General features: G+C 67.8%; 23 protein-coding genes and 1 pseudogene. 11 read left to right on the top strand and 13 right to left on the bottom strand.

Going from position 1 to position 23,139, the window contains the following annotated elements; genetic code table 11:
• Positions 1 to 35 precede the first annotated feature (35 nt).
• The 7 genes from GSQ87_RS08820 to araD1 form a co-directional block, all read right to left on the bottom strand.
• On the bottom strand, positions 36 to 680 hold the full coding sequence (locus GSQ87_RS08820; RefSeq protein ID WP_158915115.1) for a lactate utilization protein C: 645 nt from the start codon (positions 678 to 680) through the stop codon (positions 36 to 38).
• Positions 677 to 2,119, bottom strand: coding sequence for a lactate utilization protein B (locus GSQ87_RS08815; RefSeq protein WP_158915114.1), 1,443 nt, complete (start codon positions 2,117 to 2,119; stop codon positions 677 to 679). Before GSQ87_RS08815 ends, GSQ87_RS08820 begins: the two co-directional genes overlap by 4 nt.
• A complete protein-coding gene (locus GSQ87_RS08810; protein ID WP_158915113.1) occupies positions 2,116 to 2,856 on the bottom strand; it encodes a (Fe-S)-binding protein in 741 nt (246 codons plus the stop codon). The genes GSQ87_RS08815 and GSQ87_RS08810 overlap by 4 nt, the downstream gene beginning before the upstream one ends.
• A 128-nt stretch (positions 2,857 to 2,984) precedes the next feature.
• A complete protein-coding gene (locus GSQ87_RS08805; protein ID WP_158915112.1) occupies positions 2,985 to 3,698 on the bottom strand; it encodes a FadR/GntR family transcriptional regulator in 714 nt (237 codons plus the stop codon).
• Positions 3,699 to 3,812: 114 nt separating this feature from the next.
• Positions 3,813 to 5,111, bottom strand: coding sequence for a sugar MFS transporter (locus tag GSQ87_RS08800; RefSeq protein ID WP_216839146.1), 1,299 nt, complete (start codon positions 5,109 to 5,111; stop codon positions 3,813 to 3,815).
• Between the two features lie 60 nt (positions 5,112 to 5,171).
• The gene (locus GSQ87_RS08795) at positions 5,172 to 6,107 is read right to left on the bottom strand and encodes a Gfo/Idh/MocA family protein (protein WP_158915110.1); all 936 of its coding nucleotides are present in this window, start codon (positions 6,105 to 6,107) and stop codon (positions 5,172 to 5,174) included.
• Positions 6,108 to 6,115: 8 nt separating this feature from the next.
• Positions 6,116 to 7,102 (bottom strand): AraD1 family protein, encoded by a 987-nt coding sequence (gene araD1 / locus GSQ87_RS08790; protein ID WP_158915109.1) that lies wholly within the window; start codon positions 7,100 to 7,102, stop codon positions 6,116 to 6,118.
• Positions 7,103 to 7,275: 173 nt separating this feature from the next.
• Between araD1 and GSQ87_RS08785 the strand changes: the two genes are divergently transcribed.
• Positions 7,276 to 9,090 carry an IlvD/Edd family dehydratase gene (locus tag GSQ87_RS08785; RefSeq protein WP_158915108.1) on the top strand — a complete coding sequence of 605 codons (1,815 nt, stop codon included), beginning with the start codon at positions 7,276 to 7,278 and terminating at the stop codon, positions 9,088 to 9,090.
• A gap of 195 nt (positions 9,091 to 9,285) precedes the next feature.
• Here GSQ87_RS08785 and GSQ87_RS08780 read toward each other — a convergent pair whose 3' ends face one another.
• On the bottom strand, positions 9,286 to 9,828 hold the full coding sequence (locus tag GSQ87_RS08780; protein WP_174241418.1) for a GNAT family N-acetyltransferase: 543 nt from the start codon (positions 9,826 to 9,828) through the stop codon (positions 9,286 to 9,288).
• A gap of 85 nt (positions 9,829 to 9,913) precedes the next feature.
• Between GSQ87_RS08780 and GSQ87_RS08775 the strand changes: the two genes are divergently transcribed.
• The 5 genes from GSQ87_RS08775 to dxs all read left to right on the top strand — a co-directional run bounded on the left by GSQ87_RS08775 (position 9,914) and on the right by dxs (position 14,828).
• Positions 9,914 to 10,834: a histone deacetylase family protein gene (locus GSQ87_RS08775; protein ID WP_158915107.1), complete on the top strand. Its 921-nt coding sequence runs from the start codon at positions 9,914 to 9,916 to the stop codon at positions 10,832 to 10,834.
• Between the two features lie 66 nt (positions 10,835 to 10,900).
• Positions 10,901 to 11,563 carry a histidine phosphatase family protein gene (locus GSQ87_RS08770; RefSeq protein ID WP_158915106.1) on the top strand — a complete coding sequence of 221 codons (663 nt, stop codon included), beginning with the start codon at positions 10,901 to 10,903 and terminating at the stop codon, positions 11,561 to 11,563.
• An 86-nt stretch (positions 11,564 to 11,649) separates the two neighbouring features.
• On the top strand, positions 11,650 to 11,898 hold the full coding sequence (locus tag GSQ87_RS08765; RefSeq protein ID WP_158915105.1) for an exodeoxyribonuclease VII small subunit: 249 nt from the start codon (positions 11,650 to 11,652) through the stop codon (positions 11,896 to 11,898).
• Positions 11,899 to 12,010: 112 nt separating this feature from the next.
• Complete coding sequence (locus GSQ87_RS08760; RefSeq protein ID WP_158917476.1) at positions 12,011 to 12,871, top strand: polyprenyl synthetase family protein; 861 nt, start codon at positions 12,011 to 12,013, stop codon at positions 12,869 to 12,871.
• 40 nt (positions 12,872 to 12,911) lie between these two features.
• Positions 12,912 to 14,828 (top strand): 1-deoxy-D-xylulose-5-phosphate synthase, encoded by a 1,917-nt coding sequence (gene dxs, locus GSQ87_RS08755; RefSeq protein WP_158915104.1) that lies wholly within the window; start codon positions 12,912 to 12,914, stop codon positions 14,826 to 14,828.
• Positions 14,829 to 14,899: 71 nt separating this feature from the next.
• Here dxs and flgH read toward each other — a convergent pair whose 3' ends face one another.
• The 4 genes from flgH to GSQ87_RS08735 are packed head-to-tail and all read right to left on the bottom strand — an operon-like array spanning position 14,900 to position 18,006.
• Complete coding sequence (gene flgH / locus GSQ87_RS08750) at positions 14,900 to 15,634, bottom strand: flagellar basal body L-ring protein FlgH (protein ID WP_158915103.1); 735 nt, start codon at positions 15,632 to 15,634, stop codon at positions 14,900 to 14,902.
• A gap of 16 nt (positions 15,635 to 15,650) precedes the next feature.
• Positions 15,651 to 16,430, bottom strand: a complete 780-nt coding sequence (gene flgA, locus GSQ87_RS08745) for a flagellar basal body P-ring formation chaperone FlgA (protein ID WP_158915102.1) — start codon at positions 16,428 to 16,430, stop codon at positions 15,651 to 15,653.
• A 4-nt stretch (positions 16,431 to 16,434) separates the two neighbouring features.
• Positions 16,435 to 17,223 (bottom strand): flagellar basal-body rod protein FlgG, encoded by a 789-nt coding sequence (gene flgG / locus GSQ87_RS08740; protein WP_158915101.1) that lies wholly within the window; start codon positions 17,221 to 17,223, stop codon positions 16,435 to 16,437.
• Between the two features lie 18 nt (positions 17,224 to 17,241).
• The gene (locus tag GSQ87_RS08735) at positions 17,242 to 18,006 is read right to left on the bottom strand and encodes a flagellar hook-basal body complex protein (RefSeq protein ID WP_158915100.1); all 765 of its coding nucleotides are present in this window, start codon (positions 18,004 to 18,006) and stop codon (positions 17,242 to 17,244) included.
• Positions 18,007 to 18,235: 229 nt separating this feature from the next.
• On the opposite strand from GSQ87_RS08735, the gene GSQ87_RS08730 reads away from it, so the two are divergent.
• Genes GSQ87_RS08730 through GSQ87_RS08715 form a run of 4 tightly spaced genes read left to right on the top strand, consistent with a single transcriptional unit; the run spans position 18,236 to position 21,394 of the window.
• Positions 18,236 to 18,820: a flagellar basal body-associated FliL family protein gene (locus GSQ87_RS08730; protein WP_158915099.1), complete on the top strand. Its 585-nt coding sequence runs from the start codon at positions 18,236 to 18,238 to the stop codon at positions 18,818 to 18,820.
• A complete protein-coding gene (gene fliM, locus GSQ87_RS08725; protein WP_158915098.1) occupies positions 18,817 to 19,866 on the top strand; it encodes a flagellar motor switch protein FliM in 1,050 nt (349 codons plus the stop codon). Before GSQ87_RS08730 ends, fliM begins: the two co-directional genes overlap by 4 nt.
• The gene (locus tag GSQ87_RS08720; RefSeq protein ID WP_158915097.1) at positions 19,863 to 20,402 is read left to right on the top strand and encodes a DUF6468 domain-containing protein; all 540 of its coding nucleotides are present in this window, start codon (positions 19,863 to 19,865) and stop codon (positions 20,400 to 20,402) included. The genes fliM and GSQ87_RS08720 overlap by 4 nt, the downstream gene beginning before the upstream one ends.
• Positions 20,399 to 21,394: a MotE family protein gene (locus tag GSQ87_RS08715; protein ID WP_158915096.1), complete on the top strand. Its 996-nt coding sequence runs from the start codon at positions 20,399 to 20,401 to the stop codon at positions 21,392 to 21,394. The genes GSQ87_RS08720 and GSQ87_RS08715 overlap by 4 nt, the downstream gene beginning before the upstream one ends.
• Before the next feature lie 45 nt (positions 21,395 to 21,439).
• On the opposite strand, the gene GSQ87_RS22940 is transcribed toward GSQ87_RS08715, so the two are convergent.
• Positions 21,440 to 21,574 carry a hypothetical protein gene (locus GSQ87_RS22940; RefSeq protein ID WP_256375880.1) on the bottom strand — a complete coding sequence of 45 codons (135 nt, stop codon included), beginning with the start codon at positions 21,572 to 21,574 and terminating at the stop codon, positions 21,440 to 21,442.
• 253 nt (positions 21,575 to 21,827) lie between these two features.
• On the opposite strand from GSQ87_RS22940, the pseudogene GSQ87_RS08710 reads away from it, so the two are divergent.
• A pseudogene (locus GSQ87_RS08710) lies at positions 21,828 to 23,139 on the top strand (endoglucanase); the annotation flags it as partial.

Genomic DNA, 23,139 nt, shown 5'->3' with positions numbered 1-23,139 from the left:
ATCGAGCTAGCGATGCGGCGCCGAAAGGGTGGGCGTCAGTCGCCCTGGACGAACAGCACGTCGAGCCGCCTCGGCCCATGTACGCCGACCACCCGGTCGAACTCGATGTCGGCGGTGGCCGAGGGGCCGGAGAAGAAGGTCAGCGGACGACCGTCGCGGACGGCGCCGATCAGGTTCTGCAAGGCTTCGGGGATGGTCTCCACCAACTGGTGTTCGAACACGACGCAGACGTGGTGGTCGGGCAGCAGGGTCAGGGCGCGCCGGCCTTGATGCGAGCCGGCGTCCAGCACCACCGTGCCGGTTTCGGCGACGGCGAGCGCGCAACCGGTCACGACGCTGGGCGTGGCTTCCAGCTGGGCGTGAGAGAGCGGTGCGCCGTCGACCTCCTCCAGCGCCTCGACCCCCGCAGGCCGCCAGGCCGAAGGCAGGTCGGCGGGGGCGACGTAGCGGGTTGCGCCGTTGGCGGCCAGGCGATCGGCTAGGGCGGCGGGGATTTCCGCTTCATTCCGTAGACGGACGATATGGACGTTGTAGTCGGCCAGTCGGTCGAGGAACCGTGCGCGCAGCTCCTCGCCCGTCATCTCGCCGGCGCGGCGATAGGCGAACGGCGGGAGAACGGGTGGGGTCGAGCCGGCCAGGGCCGAGCGGATGTTGGCCAGGATGGCGTCACGCGCGTTCATGAGCGAGGCTCCCGCTTGGCCCACCAGTCGCGGAAGCTCTCCGGCGGCAGGGCCGGGAAGTCGCGCGAGAGGCTCCAGCCGGACAGGGGCGGAGGCAGGTGGGTGACGCGCCCGTCGCGAACCAGCGGCGCCTGGCCGATCCGTCCGGCGGCCAGCGCCATGGCCAGCAGGGTAGGGTGGTCGAACATCGCCTTGGCCGCCTGCATGGCCAGGTTTTCGCCGTTCAGCGCGCCCAGGCCCTGGCGCTTCTCCGCCACCACCTTGGCCCGCAGGTGGGTCAAGATGTTGGGGATGGGGATGCGGACGGGGCAGGCTTCCTGGCAAGCCCCGCAGAGGGTGGAGGCGAAGGGCAGCGAACCGGCCTCCTCGAACCCCCGAAGTTGAGGCGTGACGATGGCCCCGATCGGCCCCTGGTACATGCTGTCGTAGGCGTGGCCGCCGGCGCGCTCATAGACCGGGCAGACGTTCAGGCAGCGCGAGCAGCGGATGCAGTTCAAGGTGTCGCGCGTCACCTCGTCAGCCAATATCTTCGAGCGGCCATTGTCCAGCAGCACCAGGTGGAACACCTGCGGCCCGTCGCCGGCCCGCGCTTCGGCGGCGCGATTCCCCGTCCACACCGAGGTGTAGGGGTTCATCCGTTCGCCGGTGGCGGAGCGGGGCAGCAGTTGCAGGAACACCTCCAGGTGCTCCCATTTCGGCAGCACCTTTTCGACCCCCATGATCGAGATCAGCACGTCGGGCAGGGTCAGGCACATCCGCCCGTTGCCCTCGCTTTCCACGATCACCACCGAGCCGGTCTCGGCAATGGCGAAGTTGGCCCCGGAGATGGCGACCTTGGTCGAGAGAAACTTGGCGCGCAGGTGGGCGCGGGCGGCCTTGGCCAGGCTGGAGGGATCGGCGTCGAGCCGGCCGCCGGGGATGGCGGCGGGGTCCAGCTCGCGCAGGAACAGGTCGCGTATCTCCGCGCGGTTCTTGTGGATGGCCGGGACCAGCAGGTGGGACGGCTTTTCCTTGGCCATCTGCACGATCATGTCAGCCAGGTCGGTCTCGTAGGGCGTGATCCCGGCGGCGGACAGGGCGGGGTTCAGCTCCACCTCGTCGGTGGTCATCGACTTGATCTTGATGACGCTGCCGGCCTGATATTGCCTGGCGAGGCCGACGATGATGGTGCGGGCCTCGGCCGCGTCGCGCGCCCAGTGCACCACGCCGCCAGCGGCGGTGACGCTGGCTTCCAGGGCGACCAGATGGCGGTCCAGCTCGGCCATGGTCTGGCGCTTGATCGCCTGGCCGGCGTCGCGCAGCGCCTCCCAGTCCGGCAGCTCGCCCGCTACCCGCGCGGTCTTGGCTCGGATGGTCGAGGTGGCCTTGGCGATGTTGCGGCGCAGCTGGGAGTCGCGCAGCGAGGTGCGCGCGCGGGCGGTGAAATCGAGCGCGGTCATGACGCCGCCTGATCGGTGGAGGCCAGGATCTCGGCCAAGTGCACGGTGCGCACCCCGGTCTGCTGGCGCGACAGCCCACCGCCGATGTGCATCAGACAGGAGTTGTCGCCGGCGGTGCAGATCTCCGCTCCGCTATCGAGCACATGGCGCATTTTGTCGGTCAGCATGGCGGTGGAGGTCTCCGCGTTCTTGACCGCGAAGGTCCCGCCGAAGCCGCAGCATTCCTCGGCCCGCGCCAACTCCACCAGCTCCAGCCCCTTGACGTTGCGAAGCAGCCGAAGCGCCCGGTCGCCCAGCTTCAGCGCGCGCAGCGAGTTGCAGGACGAGTGGTAGACCACCTTGTGGGGATAGTAGGCGCCGACGTCCTCCAGCCCCAGCCGGTCGATCAGGAATTCGGAGAACTCGAACACCCGCGGCGCGATCGCCTCCACCCGCGCGGCTAGGGCTTCGCCGCCCGCGGCCTTGGCCAGGCGCGGATACTGGCTGCGGATCATGGCGGTGCAGGAGGTGGATGGGACGACGATGGCCTCGGCGCCCTCGAACACCTCGACAAATCGGCGGACCAGGTCGATCGCCTCCTTCTGGTAGCCGGAATTGTGATGCATCTGGCCGCAGCAGGTCTGGGCCTCGCGGAACTCCACCTCGCAGCCGAGCCGCTCCAGCACGTTCACCACCGCCTGGCCCGTCTGCGGGAACAGGGCGTCGTTGAAACAGGTGATGAACAGACTGATCTTCAAGGGCGAATGGTCCCCAGGTTCATGCACGGGCCACCGTTCTCAGACGCAGGTGCGCTGTCGACGCGAGAGCCGGCCCATCTTCGGAATAGACACATCTCGTACGTGGATATGCAACACAAGCCTTGGCCTTACCGCGCGTCGGCCGAGACGCCGGCCTGTTCCCGAGCTTCCGCCAGGCGGATCAGGTGCAGGGCCTCCAGGATCAGGGCGCGCATGGCCTCGGCCGCTGCTTCGCCGTCGCCGGCCAGCACCGCGTCGGCGATGCGCTTGTGATCCAGGGCCGTGGTCATCAGCCCTTTGAAGTCGTGGGTGCGGCGGATGCTGAAGCGCAGCGCCGCCTCGATCATGTCGCGCAGCTGGATGTAGAAGCGGTTGCCGGAGGCGTTGAGGATGGCGACGTGGAAGGCGATGTCGGTCTCCAGCGGATCGGCCTCGCCGCGTTCGGCGGCGAACATGCCCTCGATGGCGTCCTGGATCTGCTTGCGTTCGGTGGGATCGGTGGAGCGGGCGGCTAGCGCCGCCGCACCGGGCTCGACCGTCAGGCGGATCTCGGTGAACTCGACCAGCAGGCCGTAGGAGAAGTTGCGCTCCAGCAGCCATTGCAGCACGTCGGGGTCGAGCAGATTCCATTCCCGCTCGGGCCGGATGCGCGCACCCAGCCGGGGCCGCACCACCAGCAGCCCCTTGGCGGTCAGCATCTTGATCGCTTCGCGCAGCACGGTGCGGCTGGCGCCGTAGTGGCGGCAGAGCTCGACCTCGGTGGGGAAGGGGTCTTCGCGCGCGATCCGGCCGGCGACGATGGCTATCCCCAGATCCTGCGCCACCGACGCGGAGATGTTCATCGTCTTTTTCGGCGATTTCAAAGCGTGTCGGCCCCCATCACGAAGAAGCTTAGGGCCTCGGCGCGCAGGGGTGAACCCTTTCGGCCCACAAGGGTCTGCATCGCCTTGGCCCGCTCAGGCCGCCTGGGGGGCGGCCAGAGTGGACGGCGCGTGGGCGATGGGGCGCTTACGCACATACAGGGCGAAGTAGAGGATGAAGAGATAGCAGAGCGCCGGCGCGATGAAGGCGAGCTTCAGGCCGATATGGTCGGCCAAGGCGCCCTGGATCTCCGGCAGTATGCCGCCGCCGCAGATGGCCATGACCAGCAGCCCCGATCCCTTCTCGGTCAGCGGTCCCAGGCCCTCGATCGACAGGGTGAAGATGGTCGGGAACATGATGGAGTTGCACAGTCCGACCAGGATGATGGTCCACATCGCGGTCATGCCGGTGGTCAGCATCGAGGCGCCGATCATCACCATCGCGCCGGCCCCCACAACGGCCAGCAGCGTCGCCGGCCGGATGTGGCGCATCAGGAAGGCGCCGACGAAGCGGCCGACCATCAGTCCCATCCAATAATAGGTGACGTACTTGGCCGCCGAGGCTGGCGACATGTCCCCTACACCCGGCGAGGAGATGTAGTTGATCAGATAGGTGCCAACCGCCACCTCGGCGCCGACATAGACGAAGATGCCGACCACGCCGAGCATCAGCCGCTTGTGCCGCCAGATGCTGGTTCCCGCCGAGCGGGTCTCGTCGGTCTGGGCCTGCAGCTTGGGCAGGTGGGTGATGAAGATCAGCCCGGCCAGCGCCAGCAGCACCAGGGCGATGATCACGTAGGGACCCTTCACCGCCGCGGCGTCGGTCAGCTTCTGGTGGGCGGTGAGCACGACGGCGGTGCGGCTCGCGCCGCTGGTGCTGTGGGCCAGGATCAGCAGGCCGCCGAAGATCGGGGCCACGGTGTCGCCTAGCGAATTGAGCGCCTGCACCAGGTTCAATCGGGCCGAGGCGGTCTCGGGCGATCCGATCACCGCCACGTAGGGGTTGGCGGCGACCTGCAGCAGGGTGACGCCGGTGGCCAGTACGAACTGGGCGGTCAGGAACACCGGGAAGGAGGGCAGGGCGGCGGCAGGGACGAACAACAGGGCGCCGAGCGCCATCACCGCCAGCCCGACCATGATCGAAGCCTTGTAGCCGATGGTCTCGATCACCTTGGCCGCTGGAAGCGACATGATGAAGTAGGCGGCGAAGAAGGTGAACTGGACCAGCGCCGACTGTGTGTAGTTGAGCTCGAACACGGCCTTCAGATGTGGGGCCAGGATGTCGTTCAGGACGGTGCAGAAACCCCACATGAAGAACACCGAGGCCAGCACCGACAGGGCCAGGGTGTAGCCGCCCTTGGGCGCTCCGACAGCGCTAACATCGTTTGCACGCACGTCCACATCTTCCTCCCGCGCCCACTCGGGCATCTTTATGTTTTTGGTTGCGGCGCCAGCCTAGCGCGCCGGATCGTAAAAGGCTTCGGTCTCGATGCGTCGGCCGAGCAGGAAGGCGTCGGCCACCTGTTGCAGCGGCCGCACGTCCGCGTCTAATTCACCCGCCTCGACCACGTCCGCAAAACGGTCGTAGAGGGCGCCGTATTCGCGCTCGGGGCCGACATCCACCGCGTGGCCGTCGATCGTCAGTTCCGTTCCGCCCTTCGACAGGCGAAGCGCGCCGCCGTCCTGGGTGTCGACGCGGATGTCCCAGGTCTGCGGGCCGGTCTGGCGCCAGTCGAAATCGGAACTCATCGGGCCGCCGCCGTCGAGCTCGTAGTCGATCCGCGCGGCGATGGGCGCCTCGCAGTTGCTCGGGAACTCCAGGTCGGCCTTGCGCACGAAGAAGGGCGGCAGGATGCGGGTGGCGATCGACAGGGCGTTGATCCCCGGATCGAATACGCCCAGCCCGCCGGCCTTCCACACCCATTCCTGGCCGGGATGCCAATGGCGCACGTCCTCGCGCCAGACGATCTCGACCTCCTTCAGCTTGCGGCCCTTCAGCCACTCGGCGGCGGGTTCGACCCCCGGCGCCTGGCGCGAATGCCAGGAGGCGAACAGGGACAGGCCCTTGTCCTTCGCCGTCTGGGCCAGGTCCTCGACCTCGCTGACCGTGGCGCCGGGCGGCTTTTCCAAGAACACATGCTTGCCGGCCAGCAGCAACTGGCGCGCCAGGCCGTGGCGAACCTGCGGCGGGGTGCAGACCGCCGCCGCGTCGAACTCGGTTCCGCTCGCGAACAGAGCGTCCAGGTCCTTGAACATTGGGGTGTCTTCAAGGATCGAGTGCGGGCTGACCCCGCCGGCCAGCACGAAGCGTGGGTTCTTCTCGATATTGGGGATGTGCTGGTCGCGGACGATCTTGCCGATGCCGACGATGACGAGGCGAATGGGGGACATCAGACCTCTCAGAGCGCCCGGACGACGGCTTGGAGCGCTGGCGCCACGGCCAGGGCGTTGCGTAGCGGCCTGCCGAACGCCTCCACCTCGATCTCGAACACGTCGCCCGGCTCCGCCTTGATCCCGTCGTTGAAAGACAGGGTGGCGGTGCCGAAGAAGTGGACGTGCACGTCGCCCGGCCTACGGAATTGGGCGTATTTGAAGTGGTGGTGCTCCAGGTTGGCGATGGTGTGGGACATGTTCTCTTCGCCGGAGAGGAAGGGCTTTTCCCATATCACCCTGCCGGCGCGGCGGATGCGGCTAGCGCCACGCACATCGCCCGGCAGCTCGCCAAGACGAAGTTCTGGCCCGAACGAGGCGTTGCGCAGCTTGGAATGGGCCAGGAACAGGTAGTTCTGGCGCTCGGTCACGTGATCGGAGAACTCGTTGCCAAGGGTGAAGCCCAGGCGGCAGGGCGTCCCGTCGGGGGCGATGACGTAGACGCCCGCGATCTCGGGCTCCTCGCCGCCGTCCAGCGCGAAATTGGGGCTCTGGAACGAAGCCTCCGGCGCGATGACGCTGGAGCCGTCGCCCTTGTAGAACCACTCCGGCTGTACGCCGACCTCGCCAGCGGCCGGCTTTCCGCCTTCGAGCCCCATGCGGAACATCTTCATCGAATCGGTCAGCCCCTCGGCCTGGGCCGTCGACCTGTGCATCCTGTCGCGTGCGTCGGCGGAGCCAAGGTGGGTCAGGCCGGTGCCGGTCAGCTGCATGTGGGCGGGATCGGGATGATCGATCGGCGCCAGCACCCGGCTCTCGGCCAGGGCGGCGTCCAGGTCCACAGCTTCGCCCAGCCCGTGCGCCTGGACGATCTGCGTCAGGGTCTCACCCTCGGCGATCGCCTCTATGGCCAACGCGTAGACGTTCTCCACGCCCTTCACGCGCCGCGCGCCCGATGGATCGGAGACCACCACGGCGCGCTCGCCCCCCACCGTTTTAAGCTGCACCAGACGCACGCGGTCTTCCTCCAACCTAACTCGCCGCTATCCCCTCGACAGGCGAGGCGGACGGCCTTATCCAATCATCATACAAAACGAGCGAGGGCTAGGGTCAAGTCGAAGCTTCATCCCATTTCGCGAGCGGGTGGTGCAAAGATCGAGGTCCTGGTCCCGGTTCACGATAGGCCGACATGTACGATTCCACTGTTCCGTCAGACGCCCATCCTCGCCGGCTGCGTTCGCGCGCCTGGTTTGACAACCCCGCCAATCCGGACATGACCGCGCTCTATCTGGAGCGCTACCTTAACTATGGCCTGACCCGCGAGGAGCTGCAGTCCGGCAAGCCGATCATCGGCATCGCCCAGACCGGCTCGGACCTGTCGCCTTGCAACCGGCACCACATCGTCCTGGCCGACCGTATCCGCGAGGGCATCCGCGAGGCTGGCGGCATCGCCATCGAGTTCCCGGTCCATCCGATCCAGGAGACGGGCAAGCGCCCGACCGCGGGACTGGACCGCAACCTGGCCTATCTGGGCCTGGTCGAGGTGCTCTACGGCTATCCGCTGGACGGGGTGGTGCTGACCATCGGCTGCGACAAGACCACGCCCGCCTGCCTGATGGCGGCGGCGACGGTGAACCTGCCGGCCATCGCGCTGTCGGTCGGGCCGATGCTGAATGGCTGGCACAAGGGCGAGCGCACCGGGTCGGGCACCATCGTGTGGAAGGCGCGCCAGATGATGGCGGCGGGCGAGCTCGACTATCCAGGCTTCGTGGAGCTGGTCGCGTCGTCCGCCCCCTCCACCGGCTATTGCAACACCATGGGCACGGCCACGACCATGAACTCGCTGGCCGAGGCGCTGGGGATGCAGCTTCCGGGCTCAGCCGCCATTCCCGCCCCGTACCGCGAGCGCCAGCAGGTGGCCTACCTGACCGGCAAGCGGATCGTGGACATGGTGCGCGAGGACCTGAAGCCGTCCGACATCATGACCCGCGACGCCTTCCTCAACGCCATCGTGGTCAACTCCGCCATCGGCGGCTCGACCAACGCGCCGATCCACTTGGCGGCGATCTCCCGGCACATGGGCGTGCAGCTCGACCTTCAGGACTGGCAGGACTACGGCCACAAGGTGCCGCTGCTGGTGAACCTGCAGCCGGCGGGCGAGTACCTGGGCGAGGACTATCACCACGCGGGCGGGGTGCCGGCGGTGGTCAACGAGCTGATGAAGCATGGGCTGATCCGCGAGGACGCGCTCACCGCCAACGGCAAGACCATCGGCGACAACTGCCGTGGGCGCGAGATCGTCACCCCCGAAGTGATCCGCAGCTTCGACAAGCCGATGAAGGCCGAGGCCGGCTTCGTGGTGTTGCGCGGCAACCTGTTCGACAACGCCATCATGAAGACCAGCGTGATCGCGCCGGAATTCCGCGAGCGATACCTGTCCAATCCCGACGACCCGGAGGCTTTCGAAGGGCCGGCGGTCGTTTTCGACGGGCCCGAGGACTACCACCACCGGATCGACGATCCGGCGCTGAAGATCGACGAGACCACCCTGTTGTTCATGCGCGGGGCGGGCCCGATCGGCTATCCGGGGGCGGCCGAGGTCGTGAACATGCGCCCGCCCGCCTACCTGATCAAAAAGGGCGTGACCTCGCTGCCGTGCATCGGCGATGGGCGCCAGTCGGGCACCTCGGCCTCGCCCTCGATCCTGAACGCCTCGCCGGAGGCCGCCGCCGGGGGCAACCTCGGCGTGCTGCGGACGGGCGACCGGGTGCGCATCGACCTGGGGAAGGGTCAGGCCAATATCCTGATCTCCGACGCCGAGCTCGCCGAGCGCCGCAAGGCCTTGGAAGCGGCCGGCGGCTATCCGTATCCGGCGTCGCAGACCCCCTGGCAGGAGATCCAGCGGGGGCTGACGGGCCAGATGGGCGACGGCATGGTGCTGGAGACCGCAGTGAAGTTCCAGCGGGTGGCCGAAACCTTCGGCGTGCCGCGGGACAATCACTGAGTATCTTATCCCTCTCCCCTTGCGGGAGAGGGAGGGGCCCAGCCTTGGGCTGGGAGGGTGAGGGGTCGCGCCGCCATAAGCCGATAAGCGTGCGTCGACCCCTCAACCTTCCCACGCGTCTGTCGACATGCGGGCCCCTTCCTTCTCCCGCAAGGGGAGAAGGAGAGCTGGGGGCCTCGAAGCACGCAGCTCCTTCTACCCTCGCCGGAAGATGAACTCGTGGTCGCGCCAGGCGCCGACGGGGAATTCGTACTCGCCTGCCTTGGTGAACCCATAGGCGGCATAGAGGCGCTGGGCCTTCACGTTGCCCGACCAGACGCCCAGCCATAACGGCCCTTCGAACGTCTGTTCCAGCCACGCCAGGGCGATATCGAGCAAGGCGGTTCCCACGCCCAGGCCCTGGGCGTCGCGGGCGACATAGATCCGGTACAGCTCGCCGTGACCGCCCTGCGCCTCGGGGTGGGGCAGATGGCAGGGGCCCGCATTGGCGTAGGCGATGGGCGCCCCGTCGACCTCGGCGATCCAAGTGATCTGGGCCGGGTCGGCCAGACGCTCCACCGTCGCCTCCAGGCTGTAGGAAGCCTCCACGAACACCTCCATGTCCTCGGGTGGGTAGGGGATGGCGAACCCCTCCAGGAAGGTCTCGCGGAAGGTCAGGTGGGAAAGTTCGGACAGCCGCGCCGCATCTTCCGGCGTGGCGAGGCGGATGACGAACTTGGACAGGAGCGCGCTGGACATGGGCGCGCTTTATCGGCTCCCTCGACGCCATGCTAGATTGCCTGAAAGCATCACGTTCAGTCCGCGTCGCGGCGAGAGGGTGTCTGTGAGCCTGCCCGTCTTCACCCATCCCGATATGCTGGGCCACCATCCAGGCCCCGGCCACGCCGAACGGCCCGAGCGGCTGAAGGCCGTGCTGGACGCCCTGGCCGACGCCCGGCTGGACCTCGACATGGTCGAAGCGCTTCCGGTTTCGCGGGCCGACCTGGAGCGCGTGCACCCCACGGCCTACGTTGATCGTCTCTACGCCGAATCACCCGCCGAGGGACTGGCGGCGCTCGATCCCGACACCTTCATGTCGCCTGGCAGCCTGAACGCGGCGCTGAGAGCGGCGGGTGCGGCGACGGCGGCGGTGCGGCGGGTGGGCAAGGGCGAGGCGACGCGCGCCTTCTGCGCGGTTCGTCCGCCGGGCCACCATGCCGAGGCCGCCGCGCCGATGGGATTCTGCCTGTTCTCGACCGTCGCCATCGCCGCGCGGGTCGCCCAGGCGGAAGGTTTCCGGCGGGTGGCGGTGGTGGATTTCGACGTGCACCACGGCAACGGCACCCAGTCGGTGTTCGAGACCGATCCGAAGCTGATGTTCGCCTCCATCCACCAGTCGCCGCTCTATCCCGGCACCGGCGACCCTTCCGAGACCGGCGTGGGCAATGTGGTCAACGCCACCACGCCGCCGGAGGCGCCGCGCGAACTGTGGCGGCGGCTGTTCGCCGACAGGCTGATGCCGGCGGTGGACGCTTTCGCGCCGGACCTGATCCTGGTCTCGGCCGGGTTCGACGCCCACCGCCGCGACCCCCTGGCGCAGCAGACCCTGGAGGCGGAGGATTTCGCCTGGGCGACCCGCGCCATCCTCGAGGTTGCGCGGAGCCGTTGCGGGGGAAGGGTTGTGTCGTCGCTGGAGGGCGGCTACGACCTCGAAGCGCTGGGCCGTTCGGCCACGGCGCATGTGCGGGCCTTGGCGGAGGGGTGAGGGCTTGAACGCCTCGGCGCTCGACGGCGGGCCCTCAACGCCTACCGGGGCTGTGCCTTTCGCGACATGACCAGCCCGACCGATCCCCCGACGCAGACCCGCGCCGCGACCGGCCCATCCGGCGTGTCCGGGCCCGGCGAATCAAATTCCGAAGGTTCCAAATCCGGCGCCATCGTCTTGGCGCGCCACGGCGAGCCCGCCCTGTCTCGCCGGTTGAAGCTGGACGCGCGCGGCTATGACCGCTGGTGGGCCACCTACGAGGCCGGGGGCATCCTCACCGGTCAGGTCCCGCCGCAGGAGCTGATCGACCATGCGCTGCGGGCCGATGTGATCTTCGCCTCCATACGCCTGCGCGCCATAGAAACCGCCCGCGCCGTGGCCGGCGGCAAGGCCGTGCGGGAAGATCCGATGTTCATCGAGGCCCCGCTGCCCGCGCCCGCCACGCCGCGATTCGTCAAGCTCAGCCCCAAGACCTGGGGGGTGGTGTCGCGTTTCTTGTGGTGGTTCGGCTATCACCGCGGGCAGGAGACGCGGCGTCAGGCCCAGGCGCGGGCCCGCACTGCGGCTGAGCGCCTGATCGTGGAGGCCGAGGCGGGGCGGAACGTCCTGGTCCTGGCCCATGGCTTCTTCAACGGCATGGTCGGCGTGGAGCTCAGCCGTCGCGGCTGGCGCTGCGTGCAGGATCGCGGGTTCAAGTACTGGGCGACCCGCCGGTTCGAGCGCGAATAGGCGCGAATAGGCGCGAATAGGAACGCGTGACGCCTGAACGCCTGGAGATACTTGGCGTGGGAAGCCTTGGTCGTTAGGGTCTGCCCATGACCGATGCGGCCAAGGACATCTCCGAGCTTTCGTTCGAGCAGGCGCTGGAGCAGCTTGAGCGGATCGTCGCCGAACTCGAGTCCGGTCAGGCCCCGCTTGAACGTTCGATCGAGATCTACGAACGCGGCGCCGCCCTGAAAGCCCATTGCGAAGCGCGTCTGGCCAGCGCCAGGCTGCGGGTTGAGAAGATCGTCGTCGGACCCCAAGGCGAGGCCGTCCGGGCCGAGCCGGCGGACTTCGCCTGATTCGCATGTCGACAGGGGCGACATTCCGGCTACCCGCGCGCCCCGAATCGCTGGGCCGGGGGGTTCCGTCGTGAAGACCCTCGATCAGAGCCACACCACCATCCAGCAGCGCATGGCCGAGGCGGCCGACGTCGTCACCGTAGCCCTTGACGCCCTGCTGCCGCGCACCGACGGACCGGAAAGCCGGCTGGTCGAGGCCATGCGCTACGCCGTGCTGGGACCCGGGCGGCGGGTGCGGCCGTATTTCGCCCTGGAGACCGCGCGCCTGTTCGACGTGGCGGAGCGTTCGGTGCTGCGCGCCGCCTGCGCGCTGGAATGCATCCACGCCTACAGCCTGATCCACGACGACCTGCCGGCGCTCGACGACGATCCAGTCCGTAATGGACGACCCACTGTTCATGCAGCCTATGACGAGGCCACCGCCGTGCTGGCCGGAGACGCCCTGCATTCGGCGGCCTTCGAGATCATGGCCCACCCGGACACCCACCCGGAGGCTGTGGTGCGCTCCCAGCTCGTGCATAAACTGGCCCTGGCGGCTGGGGCGAAAGGGCTGGCGGGCGGCCAGATGCTCGACCTGCTGGGCCTGGGCGCGGACCTGCGCACCGTGGCGCGAATGCAACGGATGAAGACCGGCTCGCTGATCGCCTTCGCCGTGGAGGCGCCGCTGGTGCTGGCCCGTGCGACCGAGGCCGAGCGCCACGCCTTGCTGGGGTTCGCCCATGACTTCGGTCTGGCCTACCAGATCGTCGACGACCTCACCGATCATGAGCGCGACACTCGCCCCCGCCGGGGGAGCCGCAGCGAAAAGCGGGGGGCCGAAAAGGCCAATTTCGTAACCCTTCTCGGGCGCGAGGCGGCAGGCGAGCGGGTGGAGATACTGTCGCAACAATGCCGCGCCCATCTGGACCTTTTTGGTCCCAAGGCGGCATATCTTCGAGCGAGCGTGGATTTCGTGCTAGACCGCACCACTTGAGTCCGCAATTAAGCTCGGTTTTTTCCGGCGCAGAGATCCGATGCCACCGCATACGCCCCTTTTGGATACCGTTCAGTACCCCGTCGACACGCGTAAACTGACCCCGCCCGAACTTCGCCAGCTTGCCGACGAGTTGCGCGCGGAGATGATTGACGCGGTGTCCACCACCGGAGGCCACCTGGGCTCCGGCCTGGGCGTGGTCGAGCTGACGGTCGCCCTCCACCACGTGTTCGAGACGCCCAAGGACATCCTGGTCTGGGACGTCGGCCACCAGGTCTATCCGCACAAGATCCTCACGGGTCGTCGCGACCGAATCCGCACCTTGCGTCAGGGCGGCGGCCTGTCCGGCTTCACCAAGCGGGCGGAGAGTGAGTACGACCCCTTCGGCGCCGCGCACGCCGCGACCTCGATCTCGGCCGCGCTGGGCTTCTGCGCCGCGCGCGACGCCAAGGGCGAGGACAACAAGGTCATCGCCGTGATCGGCGACGGCTCGATGAGCGCAGGCATGGCCTACGAGGCGATGAACAACGCCGCCGAGACCACCAAGCAGCTGATCGTCATCCTCAACGACAACGACATGTCGATCGCGCCCCCGGTCGGCGGCATGAGCGCCTATCTGGCGGGCCTGGCGTCGGGCGGCGCCTACCGCACCATCCGCCGCTTCGGCAAGAACGTGGCCGACCACCTGCCGCGTCCCTTCAAGGAAGCCGCGCGCAAGGCCGAGGAGTACGGCCGCGGGATGGTCACCGGCGGCACCTTCTTCGAGGAGCTGGGCTTCTACTATGTCGGGCCGATCGACGGGCACAACCTCGACCAGCTCGTGCCGATCCTGAAGAACGTCCGCGACATCAAGGACCAGCCGGTCGTCGTCCACATCGTGACCCAGAAGGGCAAGGGCTACGCCCCGGCCGAGAACGCGTCCGACAAGTACCACGGCGTGAACAAGTTCGACGTCGTCACCGGCCAGCAGGGCAAGGCCAAGGCCAATGCGCCGAGCTACACCAAGGTGTTCGGCTCGGAACTGGTCAAGCAGGCCCAGAAGGACGACCGCATCGTCGCCGTCACCGCCGCCATGCCCTCGGGCACGGGCCTGGACATCTTCGCCAAGACCTTCCCCAAGCGCACCTTCGATGTGGGCATCGCCGAGCAGCACGCCGTGACCTTCGCGGCCGGCATGGCGGCGGACGGGATGAAGCCGTTCGCGGCTATCTACTCCACCTTCCTGCAGCGCGGCTACGACCAGGTCGTGCACGACGTGGCGATCCAGAAGCTGCCGGTGCGCTTCGCCATGGACCGCGCCGGGCTGGTGGGCGCCGACGGGCCGACCCATGCGGGCTCCTTCGATATCGGCTTCATGGGCGCCCTGCCGAACATGGTGCTGATGGCCGCCGCCGATGAGGCGGAGCTGGCCCACATGGTCGCCACCGCCGTGGCTATCGACGACCGCCCCTCCGCCTTCCGCTATCCGCGCGGCGACGGGGTGGGCGTGGAAATCCCCGAGTTCGCCACGCCGCTGGAGATCGGCAAGGGCCGTATCGTGCGCGAGGGCACGGCGCTGGCCATCCTCTCCTTTGGCACGCGCTTGCAGGAAAGCCTGCTTGCCGCCGAGCAATTGGCTGCGCGCGGCCTGTCGACCACGGTGGCGGACGCCCGCTTCGCCAAGCCGTTGGACGAGGAGATGATCCTGCGCCTGGCCCGCGAGCACGAGGCGCTGATCACCATCGAGGAAGGCGCCATGGGCGGCTTCGGCGCCTTCGTGCTGCAATTCCTGGCCAGCAGGGGCGTGCTGGATCGTGGCCTGAAGGTGCGCACCATGACGCTTCCCGACCACTTCCAAGATCAGGACAAGCCGGAAGTGATGTACGCGGAGGCGCAACTCGACGCCGAAGCGATCGTGAACGTCGCCCTGCAAACCCTCGGCGTGGATCGCGCCAAGACGGGCGGCCTGCGGGCCTAACCTCCTTCGGGTTTGACGCTCCCCTCAAAACGACGCCTCCCTCTCCGGAAAGGAGAGGGAGGCGTTTTGCGTTAGAACGGGGAGTATTGCGCGACCAGGGCCTGGCCGGCCGGGGTCTTCTGGACCTGGGTGATCTGGCCCTTGCCGCCGTAGGACACCCGCGCCTCGGCGATCTGGGTATGGTTGATGGTGTTGCCGCTGCTGATGTCCTCGGGACGCACGATGCCGGCCACGGTCAGCTCGCGCAGCTCGTTATTGACCCTCACTTCCTGGCGGCCCTGGATGGTCAGGTTGCCGTTGGGCAGCACGCCGGTCACCACCGCGGCGATGGTCATGGTCAGGTTTTCGGAGCGCTGCACCGTGCCCTTGCCGTCGTGGGTCAGGGTCGAGTTGGTGTTCACCAGGTTGGAGGTGCTGAGTCCCGGTATGGCGTGGGCCAGCAGGGTCTCCAGCCCGAACAGGTTGGAGAAGCCGACCTGGGCGGTGTCGGCCCGGTTGGCGGTGGTCTCGTTGGAGAGCTGGGCGTTGTCGGCGATGGTGACGTTGATGGTCAGGATGTCGCCGACCTTGGACGCCCGCTGGTCGTGGAAGAAGGTCCGCGCGCCGTTGCGCCAAAGCGAGTTGGCCGAGGCGGGGCGGGGGCTGTCGTCGTGCGAGCCCAGGACCTCTTGCGCCTTGGGCACCAGCGCCGCGGGATAGGTGATCGGGCTCATATCGGGCGTGCCCGTGGCGTTCTTCATGGCTGTACAGGCGGCCAGCGGCGCCAGGGCGGCGACGGCGAACAGGAGGGTGCGGCGGGAGGACATGGCGGGGCCTCAGGTCTCAGGGCAGGGCGGCGGTGCGGAAGATGGGATTGGCGCGGACGGCCTCGGCGGCGGGGCCGACGACGGCTCGGCCCGGGGCGACGACGATGGCCTGGATGATCTTCTTGGAGCTGGTGTTCATCACCTCGATCGGGTCGCCGGCCGAGGCGTCGCCCATGGCCTTGCCGATCAGGCTGAGGGTCACTCCGTCGCTTGAGAAGTCGACCGAGATCATGTCGTTGCGGCGGACTACCTTTGGATTGACCAGTTCGTGGATGGTCACAGCCGCGCCGGCGCGGAGCGGTCCGCGCGCAGCCTTGCCGATGACGGCTTGCGCGTCGTGGGGGGTGTCGTCGGCGGCGACGGCTTCGGCGCTCCACTCCAGGTCGGAGGCGGCGACCACATCGCCCGCCATCATATTGTGCGCATAGACCAAGACCTGGGCCGGGGCGCGCAGGTGATGGGCCGTACGGCTTGAGCCTGCGCTCGTCGTGCGGGGGGCGGCGACGATGTTGACGATGATCCGCCGCAGGCCCTGGGTGTTGTCCCAATCCAGACCGGCCGCGTGGGCGGCGCGCTGGACGTCGCCGGAGTCGAGCACGGCCTGGGTTCCGGGCGCCGAGCGCGCCACCACCACCGTGGCCGACGATCCCGCTGCGCCGTCGAACAGGTCGCCGAGCGTGACCACCCCGCCGTGCCCAAGCGCATTGCTGCGCAGGCTGACCGGCTCGCCGGCCAGGGCGGCGGACGCGGCGAGCAGGACCGATCCGGACGCCAGGAGGAAAAGAAGCTTGGTCATGACCTCACGACTTCATCTGGTTGGTGGTCTGGAGCATCTGGTCGGCCGAGGTGACGACCTTGGAGTTCATTTCGTAGGCGCGCTGGGCGACGATCAACGACGAGATCTCGTTCACCGGGTCCACGTTGGAGGCTTCGGTGAAGCCCTGCTGGACGGTGCCGAAACCCACCGCGCCGGGATTGCCGGTGACCGGATTGCCGGATGAACCGCTCTGCAGGAACAGGTTGTTGCCGGTGGCTTCGAGCCCCGCCTCGTTGAAGAAGGTGGCGAGCTGGAGCTGGCCGATCTGCTGGGTCTGGACCTGACCGGGTATGGTGACCTGGAACTGGCCTGTGGCCGATATGGAGATGTCGGTCGCGGTCTGGGGAACGGTCATCTGCGGGATGACCTGATAGCCGTCCGCCGTCACGATCTGGCCCTGGTCGTTTTGGGCCAGGTTGCCGGCGCGGGTGTAGGCGATGTCGCCCGAGGGTAGCTGGACCTGGATGTAGCCGCGCCCGTTGATGGCGATGTCCAGCTTATTGCCGGTCGAGGTCGGCGAGCCCTGGGTGGTGATCCGGTACACCGTGCCGGTCTTTACACCCGAGCCGAGCTGGATGCCGGTCGGCACCACCGTCCCGGTGTCGGAGGACTGGGCGCCGGGTCGCTGCACGTTCTCGTAGACCAAGTCTTCGAACTGGGCCCGTTGCATCTTGTAGCCGACGGTGTTCATGTTCGCGATGTTGTTGGAGATCACCTCCACGTTCATCTGCTGGGCGGCCATGCCGGTGGCGGCGATTCGAAGGGCTCTCATGATCTAGGTTCCGCCTGTTCAGTTCATCTTGCCGAGGGCGTCGATCGCCTTGGTCGACAAGTCCTGGGTGGAGGTGATGAGGTTCTGCACGCGCTCGTAGGCGCGGGTGATGTCGATGAGGCTGGTCACTTCGACCACGGCGTTGACGTTGGATTTCTCCACGAAGCCCTGGTCCATGGTGACGTCGCGCGCTGTCTGGGCGCCGGCCTGGCCGCTGGAGTCGCTGAAGCGGTTGCCGCCCTCCTTGGAGAGCGCGCCGCGGTTGTCGAAGCGGGTCACTCCGATGCGGCCGATCACGTTCAGATGGCCGGTGGCGTCCTGCTGGCTGACGGTGCCGTCCTTGCCGATCACCGGCGCCGCCTTGGTCGGATCGACCGAGATCGCCCCGCCGCTATTGTCCAGCACGGTGTTGCCGTCGTGGTCGACGATCTGATTCTGCGCGTTGGTCCCGAATCGGCCGTCGCGGGTGTACTGGACGCCCTGAGGGGTCTGGACGCTGAAGAAGCCGGCGGCCCCGTCCAACGCCACGTCGAACACGGCGCCGGTATGTTCCAGGGCGCCTTCGCTGAAATCGCGGCCGACTCCGTTGTCCAGCGCGTATTTGATCGCGGCGCGGCCAAATCCAGCGGAGGCATGAGGCGCCGTTTCCGGATCGGTGACGACGCGAAGGTGCTCCACCTTGAAGCCGGCGGTGTCCATATTGGCCATGTTGCTGGCGGCGACGTCGAGCTGGCGTTGCAGAGTCATCTGCCGCGACAGTCCGACGTAGATTGCGTTGTCCATGCCGAGGGCCTCCTTGATAAGGGGTCATGCAAGGCGTGGGCCAACAAATAATGATATTTATCAATGATCTAAAAGGTTAATTCTGGCGCCTAGGGCGCTTTCGGCCCCGGCAGAAGATTCCGCCCCTCAGGCGGTTTGAAGCCAATTCCAAACCGAACGTTAACCATGACGGGGCCTAGATGCTCTTCGACGGCGCGGCGCTCTATCTCCGCGCGTACGGGCCCGATGCATGTCCAAGGAAAAGAAGCCGCCGGCGGAGGCCGAGACCGATGGGGCGCCGGAAGGCGAAGCGGTCGAAGGCAAGAAGAAGCTGCCGATGAAGCTCGTCATCATCGGGGCCGCTGCGGCCGTGGTGGTGCTGGGCGGCGGCGGGACGGCGGCGGTGCTGATGATGGGCGGCGGCGGGGCCAAGGCGCACGCCGCGCCCAAGAAGCCCGCGAAAAAGCCTGCCGCCAAGGGCGCCGAGGGCAAGAAGGATGGTCCCAACCCAATCAGCCAGGGTCCCGACGGCGTGGTCTACTACACCATGCCCGACATGGTGGTGAACATTCAGTCCCCTGACGGTCGCCCGACCTATCTCAAGCTGAAGCTGGCGTTCGAGGTGTCCGACGAGGACGCCGCCGAGGCGATCGCGCCCGAGACGCCGCGCCTGAACGACATGTTCCAGAGCTTCCTGCGCGAACTGCGTCCTGACGACCTGGCCGGCAGTCAGGGGAGCTATCAGCTCCGCCAGGAGATCCAGCGCCGGGTGAACCTCGTGATCGCGCCGGCCAAGGTGAATGCGGTGTTGATCCAGGAAATGCTGGTTCAATGACCGACGCTCTCTCACCGGAAGCCTGGGACGCCGCACAGGCGGAAGCGTTCGACGGCGCGCCCGAGCGCGTGTTGAACCAGGACGAGATCGACAGCCTGCTCGGCTTCGAGATGAACGAGGAGGACGCCGGGGAACGCACCGGCGTCCGGGCGATCATCAATTCCGCCCTGGTCTCCTACGAACGCCTGCCGATGCTGGAGATCGTGTTCGACCGGCTGGTCCGGTTGATGACGACCTCGCTGCGTAACTTCACCTCCGACAACGTCGAGGTGAGTCTGGACAACATCTCCTCGATCCGGTTCGGCGATTATCTGAACTCCATCCCCATGCCCGCGATCCTGTCGGTGTTCCGGGCCGAGGAGCTGGACAACTACGGCCTGCTGACCGTCGATTCGAACCTGATCTACTCCATCGTCGACGTGCTGCTGGGCGGCCGTCGCGGGGCCGCGGCCATGCGGATCGAGGGGCGGCCCTACACCACTATCGAGCGGATGCTGGTGCAGCGGTTGGTCGAGGTCGTGCTGGCCGACTGCCAGGCGGCGTTCGAACCCCTGACGAAGGTGACTTTCAAGCTCGACCGGCTGGAGACCAATCCCCGCTTCGCCGCCATCGGCCGTCCCGCCAACGCCGCCATCCTGGTCAAGCTGCGCATCGACATGGAGGATCGCGGCGGCCGGCTGGAGCTGTTGCTGCCCTACGCGACGCTCGAGCCGATCCGCAAGATGCTGCTGCAACAATTCATGGGCGAGAAGTTCGGCCGCGACCACATCTGGGAAAGCCATCTGGCGACCGAACTGTGGACCACCCAGGTCGAGGTGCGCGCCGTGCTGGAGGAACAGCAGATGGACCTGAAGCGGGTGCTGGACCTGAAGGTCGGCGACGTGCTGATGCTGGGCGCAACGCCGGACAGCCCGGTGCAAATCCGGGCCGGCCTGGTGCCGCTCACCCACGGACGGATGGGGCGGCGAAACCAGAACATAGCGGTCAGGGTCGAGGCGCCGCTGACGCTGGCGGCGCGCAACGCCATCCGGGCGCGCGGCCGATGAGCCCGATCGCCCTCGGCCTGGATGCGCTGCTGGCTGCGCTGCTGATGAGCGCGCTGGTGCTTGGGATGCGGCTCAACGGACGCCTGAAGGCGCTTCGCGATAGCCAGGCGAGTTTCGTCAAGGCCGTGGCGGACGTGGATCAGGCCGCGGCGCGCGCCCAGGCGGGTCTGGCCGACCTGCGCGCCGCCTCCGAGAGCACCCACGACCAGCTGCTGACCCGGATCGAGACCGCGCGAAGCCTGATCCTCAAGCTGGAGCATGCGAGCCTGTCCGCCGAGCGCGTATTGAGCGCCGCGCCGGCGCCTCAAGCCGCGCCGGGCGGACGCTCGCTGGCGGCTATCGCCGCCCTGGCCGAAGGGCGCACGCCGCCACCGCCATCCGTCAGCCGCAGAAGCGAGTCGGTTCGGTCGCCGCTCACGCCGCCGCCTGCACGAACCCGTCCGCCAGCCCGCTCCGCCTTCGACGAAGACCTGTTCGATCCGGACGCACCGCTCGATCTCGGCCCCCTGCGCGGCCGCAAGGATGACCGCCGATGAAGTCCATGCCTCGCCTGCTGCCGCTGATCGCCGTCTCCATCGGGGGCGTGCTGGCGGTCAAGGCGCTGAACGGCGTCCAGGCCCTGCCGGACCTGATGGCGGTCGCGTCCGCCCACGCGGAGGCGCCCAAGGGCGTCGCCGGCGCAAAGCCCGCGCCCAAGGCCGCCATGCCGCCCCAGGTCGCCGTCGTCGCGCCCAAGCCGCCGCCCGTCTGTGCGGTCAGCCCGGCGGAACTGGCGCGCGAGGCGGGCTTGTCGGCGGGGGAGCTGCAGACGCTGCAGAACCTGCAGACGCGCCGAGGCCAGCTCGACGACCGGGAAAAGGTGTTCGACACCCAGCTCCAGCTGCTCGCCGCGGCCGAGGCCAAGGTCGACGCCAAGATCAAGGCGATGAACGGGGTGAAGGGCCAGATCCAGGCCCTGCTCGGGCAGGCCGATCAGCAGCAGCAAGCCGATGTCGACCGGCTGACCAGCGTCTATCAGAAGATGAAACCCGCCGACGCGGCGGCGGTGATGGCGACGCTGGACGACAAGGTCCGTATCGCCGTGGTCGCCAAGATGAAGGATGCGGCCCTGGCCGCGATCCTGGCCAAGATGCCGACGGTCGAGGCCAAGAAGCTGACGGAAAGCCTCGCCCAGCGCGCCCAATCGGCGAAGACCGCCATGCAGGCGGCCGAGCATGCTTCGGCTCCTGTGGTGGCGACGGCGGCTACGCCCGACCCGACCGCACCGACGCCGACACCGGTGGTAAAGGCCAGGGCCAAGCCCCGGCGCGAAGCAAGTGCGCGACGCAAGACGCCGCATGAGGTGGTCGCGGCTCAGATCAAACCCGCGCCCGTCGTCGCGACGCCTCCGTTGAAGAGCGCCGCTGTGGCTAAGGTCGTATCCCCGACGACCCTGCTGGCGCCAACGCCGACACCGGCGAAGGACGCCAAGACACCCGCGACGACGGTCGCTCCGAAAAGTGTCGCCTCCGCGCCGAAGGTCGGTTGATCCACAAAGGGTAGAGTAGGGCGGCCGTCAGGCCGCCCTTAGCGGCTAGCGCCACATGCAGACGCGATGATGGTGACGCATGCTGCAGATGCGATGGCCATGGTGATGCATCGGGCCGGCCGAGGCGGCGGTGGCGGTTAGGGCGGCGACGGCGACGAGGGCGGAAATGAACAATTTCACGTCTAAGGTCTCCCAATTGGTCGGTGATTCGACCGCCCTTTGGTTAGCCGCCGGGCATCTCTCAAATGTGTCCATAGCGATAAATTGTCACGACAACGCCATGTGGCGGCCACCGTCCTGTTAACCCGCCTTAAGGGCGGCGTGCGCAATTGTGCCAAAGTTCCGTTCGGAGTTCAGCCCCTAGATGCGTTCGCAGACCGCGATCAGTCTTGTCCTGAGCGCGAGCCTCGCGCTCGGTGGCGGATTTGCGTCCGTGGCTACGGCGCAGGCGCCGGGCCTGACGATCAAGGTCGGCCAGGCCAAGGATTTCTCCCGTATCGAATTCGACGGCCTGCAGCCCCGCTCGGTCCGTCGAGAAGGCGCGGACCTGGTGCTGCGGTTCGCCAACGCTGCGCCGCCGAACCTGGCCCAGCTCCGGGTTGCACCGCCGCGCTTCCTGAAGGGCGCCTCGGCTGTGCGCACCGCCCAGGGTCTGGAGCTGCGCCTGACGCTGGCCTCTGACGCCTTGGCCAAGATCGGTCGCGCCGACGGGGGGACCTATATCAACCTGTTCGCCGATCCCGCCGCTTCCACCGCCGCCGACCAGACGCCGCAACGCAGCAGCAACCCGATCCCCGCGTCCGGCGTCGTGAAGCTGCGGCCCGAACTCAAGCACGCGACCCTGTTGTTGCACTTCGACTGGCGCGCGCCTCTGGGGGCCGCGGTGTTCCGGCGGGGCGACGCGATCTGGGTGGTGTTCGACGCCAAGGCCGAACTCGACCTTTCCGAAGCGCCTCACGGGCTGCCACAGGCTGGGCGCATCACCGACGTGGGTGATGCGAATGTCACCGCGATCAGGATCACCGCGCCGGAGTCGGTGCAGACGAGCGTCTCAGTGCAGGGTGGGGCATGGACGTTGGCCTTGGGCCCGAACGTCGACAGCCTTCCCGCAGCGATCGCCCTCAAGGCCGACGTCGCCGCCAGCCCGGCTGAGCTGACCGCCCAGATGCCGGGCGGCACCGGGGTGTTCTGGATCAAGGACCCTTCGGTCGGGGATCGTCTGGCGGTGGTCACAGCCCTTGGTCCGCCAAAAGGCCTGACCCAGGCGAGGCAGTTCATCGAGGCGGACGTGCTCGCCTCGGCCCAGGGTCTGGCCCTGGCGCCGCGAACCCAGGACCTGACTGTCCGCAACGACGGCGACATCGTCCACATCGGCCGACCCCAGGGTATGGCGCTGTCTTCGCCCGTGGTCGCGCCCACGCCGGCCGTCCCGTCCATATCCGTCGCGGCCAAGCAGCTCGACCTGCCCAAGACGGCCGGCATGCCGGCGCTGATCGATTTCGACGGCTGGTCCAAGACCGACCAGGGCGGCTTTCTCGCCCGCTACCATGCCCTCCAGCAGGCCGCCGCCGAGGAGGGCTTCAAGGGCAAGGGCGCTCCGCTGCAGGCGCGATTCGGTCTGGCCCGGTTCCTGGTGGGGTCGGAGCTGGCGTTCGAGGCCATCGGCGTGCTGGACCTGATGGCCAAGACCGATCCGGGCGTGCTGGCCACGTCCGAGTTCCGCGGACTGCGTGGCGCGGCGCGGG

It is taken from the genome of Caulobacter sp. S45, assembly GCF_009765965.1.
In the GTDB taxonomy this organism is placed as follows: Bacteria; Pseudomonadota; Alphaproteobacteria; order Caulobacterales; family Caulobacteraceae; genus CAHJWH01.
This window is presented reverse-complemented; position numbering and strand designations above follow the sequence as displayed.